The organism is Luteibacter sp. P4_D7_3 (genome assembly GCF_056401735.1).
In genome coordinates, this window is record NZ_JBFUIT010000250.1 from 1 (window position 1) to 6,032 (window position 6,032).

Annotated in this window: 6 protein-coding genes and 1 pseudogene; 6 read left to right on the plus strand and 1 reads right to left on the minus strand. The window is 63.0% G+C overall.

Features of this window, described 5'->3' with window-relative positions; translation table 11 throughout:
* The 5 genes and pseudogenes from AC1DSN_RS17100 to AC1DSN_RS17120 all read left to right on the plus strand — a co-directional run.
* A pseudogene (locus tag AC1DSN_RS17100) lies at positions 1-181 on the plus strand (hypothetical protein); the annotation flags it as partial.
* On the plus strand, positions 178-861 hold the full coding sequence (locus AC1DSN_RS17105; RefSeq protein WP_063571753.1) for a C39 family peptidase: 684 nt from the start codon (positions 178-180) through the stop codon (positions 859-861). The pseudogene AC1DSN_RS17100 and the gene AC1DSN_RS17105, both read left to right, overlap by 4 nt.
* Positions 858-1,445 (plus strand): hypothetical protein, encoded by a 588-nt coding sequence (locus AC1DSN_RS17110; protein WP_063571754.1) that lies wholly within the window; start codon positions 858-860, stop codon positions 1,443-1,445. The genes AC1DSN_RS17105 and AC1DSN_RS17110 overlap by 4 nt, the downstream gene beginning before the upstream one ends.
* Positions 1,446-1,447: 2 nt before the next feature.
* A complete protein-coding gene (locus AC1DSN_RS17115; protein WP_213950003.1) occupies positions 1,448-2,872 on the plus strand; it encodes a coiled-coil domain-containing protein in 1,425 nt (474 codons plus the stop codon).
* 142 nt (positions 2,873-3,014) lie between these two features.
* Positions 3,015-3,869, plus strand: a complete 855-nt coding sequence (locus AC1DSN_RS17120) for a porin family protein (protein WP_218625578.1) — start codon at positions 3,015-3,017, stop codon at positions 3,867-3,869.
* Between the two features lie 626 nt (positions 3,870-4,495).
* Here the strand turns inward: AC1DSN_RS17120 and AC1DSN_RS17125 are convergent.
* Complete coding sequence (locus AC1DSN_RS17125; protein ID WP_477331850.1) at positions 4,496-5,194, minus strand: TerC family protein; 699 nt, start codon at positions 5,192-5,194, stop codon at positions 4,496-4,498.
* Between the two features lie 288 nt (positions 5,195-5,482).
* Between AC1DSN_RS17125 and AC1DSN_RS17130 the strand changes: the two genes are divergently transcribed.
* Positions 5,483-6,032 (plus strand): MmgE/PrpD family protein (locus AC1DSN_RS17130; protein WP_477331852.1); only part of this gene is annotated, 550 nt, incomplete at its 3' end.

Here is a 6,032-nt window from a genome sequence, read left to right on the forward strand (position 1 = left end):
CAACCAGGCCCTCAACGGCACGATGACCGACACGGAGGCGAAGGACAATTTCAGCGCGGGCAACATTGTTTCCGGTGGTTCATTGACGGGCTCCGCGGGCTTGCCGACGGTGATCCAGAACTCCGGCAACAACGTGCTCATCCAGAACTCCACGATCCTCAACATCAGGATGAACCAGTGAGGACGGCCTGCACCGTCGCCCTGCTTTTCGCGCTTGCCGCCACACCGGCGGTCGCGATGGGGGCAGAGGTGCAGACCAGTCCGGGTACGTCGTACCCGCTGCACCTGACGAGCCTTAAGGAAGCGCGTTTCCGCAACACGATCCGGCAGAAGTACGACTTCAGCTGTGGCTCCGCCGCGGTGGCCACGCTGCTCACCTACCAGTACGGCTATCCCATCGACGAGCAGTCCGCTTTCGACGTCATGTACAACAACGGCGACCGCGCCAAGATCGGCAAAGAGGGCTTCTCCTTGCTGGACATCAAGCGGTTCCTCGCTTCGCGCGGTTTCGACGCCGACGGCTTCGACGTCCCGCTGGAAAAGCTCGATGTTGAAGGTATCCCTGCCATCGTGCTGATCAACGAGCGCGGCTACCACCATTTCGTGGTGATCAAGGGCTACAAGAATGACCGTGTGCTGGTCGGCGACCCCGCACGCGGCACCCGTTCGATGTCGAAGCGCCGCTTCGATGCGATGTGGAATAACCACGTCGTCTTCGTCATCCATAACGAACGAGACCGCGCCATTTTCAACAGTCCGCGCGACTGGGCGGTCGCTCCTGCATCACCCATGTTCGAGGGCATCGAGCGTAACGGCCTCAGCCCCATCGTCATGCCCAAGCGCGGACCGGGGGACATATGAAAACCCGCCCCATCCTTTTCGCCGTCGTATTCGCCAGCGGCGCCTGTGCCGCCACGCAGGCGGCCGACTTTCCGATCAACCACGCGGTACCGGACGCCACCCTGGACACGATCCGTGGCGGCTTCGACTTCGGCGACAACCTCGTTGCCTCCTTCGCGCTGCAGCGCACGGTGCTCATCAACGGCATGGAGGCGATGCAGACCACGGTCTCGGTACCCAACATTGCCAACATCACGGCCCAGCAGGCAGCGCAGTTGCAAAGTGCCTTGCAGACCACCGTGATCAATGTGGGCAGCAGCGCGGTGAGCACTCCGCAGACCAGTAACGCGGCACAGGCCAGCGCTACGGCGCAGTCCGCGGCGTCGGTGCCGGCCATGAGCGTGCAGGCGCCGGCGGCGGCATCGGCGTCGATCAATCTGCCCGCTTCCGTCACGCCCGGCCTGATCATCCAGAACACGCTAGACAACCAGGCCATCACGGCCACCACCACGATCGACGCGTCGGTGAACTCGGCACGCATGCTTCAGAACATGCGGATTTCGGAAGCAGTCAACGACGCGGTGGTCCAGTTCCGGGGGAATTAAGCATGTATCGCAACGGCAGGGTGATGCAGGCAAAAACATGTGCGGGTGCTCTTGCGTTGGCGACGCTTCCGATGTGGATCGGAGCGTGCCTGGCGCAGGAGGCCAGCGCGAGCAGCAGTAGCAGCACGGTCGATCCGGCACTGCGCGAGAAGATCGAGGCGCAGGGGCGACGCATCGATGCGATGCGCAGCAAGATGGCGGAACAACTCGCCGAACTCGAGCAGATGAAGCGCGAGCTCGCATCGCAGGAAGTACAGTACAACGACCTGCGCAAGGCCATCGGCATGAATGCGCTGGAGGAGGCGCGTGGTGGCTCGGCCGCCGTCGCGGGCACGCAGTCGGCGCCGCAGGACCAGCAAGCCCCGCAGGACCAGCAGCCGGGTGCACCTGTTCCGGGAGCGCCGCCTGCACAGGCCTCGCAGCCCGTGGTCGCGACGAGGCCGGTCGGCAGGCGACCCGCGGAAGACGACCGCCCGCCGGAAGTCGCGCCGATCTTCGACCAGCCCGGCGTGCTTACGCCCAAGGGCAAGCTCATCATCGAACCCTCGTATCAGTACGGCTATTCGTCGAGCGACCGCGTGGCGCTCGTCGGCTACACGGTCATTCCGGCCATCCTGATCGGCCTGGTCGACGTACGCCAGGTGAAGACGACGACGCAGACCGGTGCCCTGGCGTTCCGTTACGGCCTGACCAATCGCATGGAACTCGAAGTGCGCGTGCCGTATGTCGATACCCACACCGATACGATCAGTCGCGAGATATTCACCGGCACCGCCCAGGACAACCTGTTCACCACCAGTGGCAAGGGTATCGGCGATGTCGAAGCCACGTTGCGCTATCAGCTCAACGATGGTGGCGCGGACAAGCCGTACTACGTTGGCTGGTTCCGCGCAAAATCGCGCACCGGTCGCGATCCGTTCGAGGTCACCAGTGATTGCGTGACCCGTTGCGTGGAGAACTTCACCGGCACCGGCTTGCCCCTGCAAAGCCCCACGGGCACGGGTTTCTATTCGGCGCAGGCAGGCGTGACCTGGTTGTATCCCTCCGATCCGGTCGTGTTCTTCGGCAATCTCAGCTATCTGCACAACTTCGAACGCAAGAACGTAAGTCGTAACGTATTGCTCGCCGGCAAGCAGTTTCTCGGGGACATCAAGGCGGGCGACATTGCCGATATCAGCCTGGGCATGGGCCTTTCGCTCAACGAAAAGGCATCCATCAGCATCGGTTACGACCAGGCATTTGTCGGTCGCACGCAGCAGAACGGCGATCCGTTGCCGGGATCGGCGCGTGTGACCCTGGGTTCGCTGTTGATCGGCGGTTCGTATCGCTTCAATGAAAAAGAGACCTTGAACGTGACGCTGGGCGTTGGTGTCACTCGCGATACGCCAGATACAACCATCACGGTGCGCGTACCGATCACGCTCTGAAGTACACACAATTCATTCACTCTTCTGAACGCGTTTCAAACACGCGCGAATTCGCGTGCACGCGGTGCACACATCCTTGCTCGTTAATATTTCGATGGGGGTTCGATCAAAAACAAAGACCTTGGCAGGGAGTTTCAGACACATGCGCAACCGTCATCATCGTTTCGGCAAGGCCACCGCGGGCCTCGCCATCGCCACACTCGCTGTCTTCGGTGCCACTGCGCATGCGCAGGACAGCAACAAGAAATCCCAGTCGCCAGCGCTCGACAACATCAGCCTGTGGGTCGGCGGTTACTACACGAACAACGACACCAACATCGGCGGGAAGACGAGCTACCTAAACACCAGCGGTAACGTGAATCTCGAGAAAGATCTCGACTTCAAGAAGCACAAGACCGTACCGCGCGTACGTCTAGACTTCCTGATTGGTGAGCACCAGGGCTTCAGCTTCGACTACTACGAAGTGAATCGCTCGCATTCGAAGACCCTCGAAGAGAACGTCGAATTCCTCGGCCAGCCCATCGATGCTGCGGCGGAAGCGAGGGGCAACCTGAAGTTCACCTTCGGCAGCGCCGCCTACAAGTGGTGGTTCGGCACCGGTGACGACGTCTTCGGCCTCGGCCTGGGTGCGGCGTATTACAAGGTGCACGCCAGCGTTTATGGCAGTGCGACGATCAACGACGAGACCGCCGCGTCGGGCGCGACCGCCAACGAAAGCGCCTGGGCGCCGAACCTGCAGATCGGCTGGCGCCATGCGTTCAACGAGCAGTGGCGCATGTACTTCAACGCCTCGGGTGTGAAGAAGAACGGCGGTGAACTCAACGGCCACATTTTCGATGCTGCCCTCGGTGTCGAGTATTTCCCGTGGCAGAACGTGGGTATCGGTGCGGAGTACGCGTACACGAAGATCAAGCTCAACCAGGACAAGCGTCAGTACAACCTCGACCTGGACATGAAGCTCAACGGACCAGCGGCTTACATTCGCTTTCGCTTCTGATCGGATCGTCTGGTTGGCGAGCGGCCTCGTGCCGTTCGCCTAGCCAGGGGGAATCCTGGGCCGCCTTCGGGCGGCCTTTTTTATGCGAATCGCTCGCTCCGCGAGCGCATGTTTTAAGCGGCGTTCGCCGCCTCACGCTCGTGATGCTTCGGGAGTCGCGGTTGGGTTGGCCCTTGGGGCCGCGGCGCGGCTCTTCGAGACGGGCGGTAGCTGGGCTCGCGCTCCGTCAGGCGGTCGGGGCCGCCCTCAGCTTAGGCGGCCCCAAGGGCCAACCCAACCGCGACACCGAACGCTGAGGTGGCGTGAGGCACAGGCGCCACGCCGCTTCGTCGCCCGAGGTTCGATGAGCGAGCAGACTGCCTTCTGTAGGAGCCGCTTCAGCGGCGAACCCTCAGGCTGTCGAGGTTGCGAATGAGGCTTTGTGGTTATCAGGCGAGCGGTTCAACCGCCGACACGATGCGATGCAACGCCTCATTCGCGACGATCACCGTTGAGGGTTCGCCGCTGAAGCGGCTCCTACACAAGCGGTGCTGCAACTCGCTGGCTTTGTGCTCGACCCAACACACCCACAAGCGTGAAGCGGCGCAAGCTGCTGGCTACATGAGCTCGCGTGGCGAGCTATCCCCTCACTCGCCAGCGAGAGGCAAGGCTGCCTTCGCGCGCTGCGCGAGGCGCGCACGCCACCAGCCGCCAGCGCAAATGCTGATAACGAGCAGTGCATCGAGGGTCCACGGCGTCCAGGGGTTGGCCTCGAACCACCCAGCGACCAGAGGGTCATGCGCGATCATGCGTGCCGCTGTCCAGGCGATAGCCGCGGCGCCGATGTAGATCACGACGGGGAAGCGCTCGATGAGCTTGAGGATGAGCGTGGATCCCCAGACCACCAGAGGCACGCTGATGGCAAGGCCGAGGACCACCAGTCCCATATGGCCCTTGGCCGCGCCGGCGATCGCCAGGACGTTGTCCAGGCCCATCAGCGCATCCGCGATAACGATGGTGCGGATTGCCGCCCAGAAGCCCGCTGCGGGGGTGATGGAGGGATCATGCTCGTCGTGCTTGAGAAGCTTCCACGCGATGGGAATGAGCAGGGCGCCACCGATCAGCATCAGTCCGGGCAGCTTGAGCAGCCAGATCACCGCGAAGGTCAGCACGATGCGCAGGGCGATGGCGCCGAAGGTGCCCCAGAAAACGGCCTTCTTCTGCAGTTCGCGGGGCAGGTTGCGAGCGGCCAGCGCGATGACGATGGCGTTGTCGCCAGCCAGCACCAGGTCGAGCAGGATGATCGCTGCCAGGCCGGAGAAGAATTCGGGGGTGAGAAAATCCATGAAAGCGGGTCCTTCGCGCGTTGTGAGATCGAATGCGGCGGCGACGGGTACGCGCACCCGTCGTCACCACAAAAGTCTCGTTCCCGGCGCGATGCCGCCGCGACGCCCGGGACGCGTGTGGCGTCCGTACTGACGATCGTCGCGCACGAAGCCGGAAGGCTCCGCGGAACTACTCCCTCTTGGGCGGTAGTCGCGGGCATTGTGGCGGTTGGGATGCACCGCGGCAAGACATACCCGGGGGTCGACCGGTTAAAATCGCCGGTTTCCCACCCTCCACGAGTGAAGTCCATGAGCGCACACGATATCCGTTCCGCCACGCGTCCCGATCCGGACCAGCCGCTGGTGGACATCGCCAACTACGTGGCCGATTACCAGATCGACTCGAAGGAAGCCTACGACACCGCGCGCTACATGCTCCTCGACTCGCTGGCCTGCTCAGCCCTGGCGATGAAGTTCCCGGATTGCGTCAAGCACCTCGGCCCCCTGGTTCCGGGCGCCGTGATGCAGGGCGGCACGCGCGTGCCGTTCACCTCGCATGAGCTGGACCCGGTCCAGGCGGCCTTCGCCATCGGCACCCAGATCCGCTATCTCGACTTCAACGACACCTGGCTGGCCGCCGAGTGGGGCCACCCGTCGGACAACCTTGGTGCGATCCTCGCGGTCGCCGACTACCTCTCGCGCAAGGCACAGAAGGAAGGCGGCAAGCCGCTGACCGTGCGCGATGTCCTCGGCTACGCCATCAAGGCCCACGAGATCCAGGGCTGCTACGCGCTCAAGAACAGCTTCAATCGCGTCGGCCAGGACCACGTGATCCTGGTCCGCCTGGCCTCCACGGCCG

Coding starts and splice junctions, on each gene's coding strand:
- AC1DSN_RS17110 (WP_063571754.1), top strand. CDS start 858: ATGAAAACCCGCCCCATCCTTTTCGCCGTCGTATTCGCCAGCGGCGCC.
- AC1DSN_RS17115 (WP_213950003.1), top strand. CDS start 1,448: ATGTATCGCAACGGCAGGGTGATGCAGGCAAAAACATGTGCGGGTGCT.
- AC1DSN_RS17125 (WP_477331850.1), bottom strand. CDS start 5,194: ATGGATTTTCTCACCCCCGAATTCTTCTCCGGCCTGGCAGCGATCATC.
- AC1DSN_RS17120 (WP_218625578.1), top strand. CDS start 3,015: ATGCGCAACCGTCATCATCGTTTCGGCAAGGCCACCGCGGGCCTCGCC.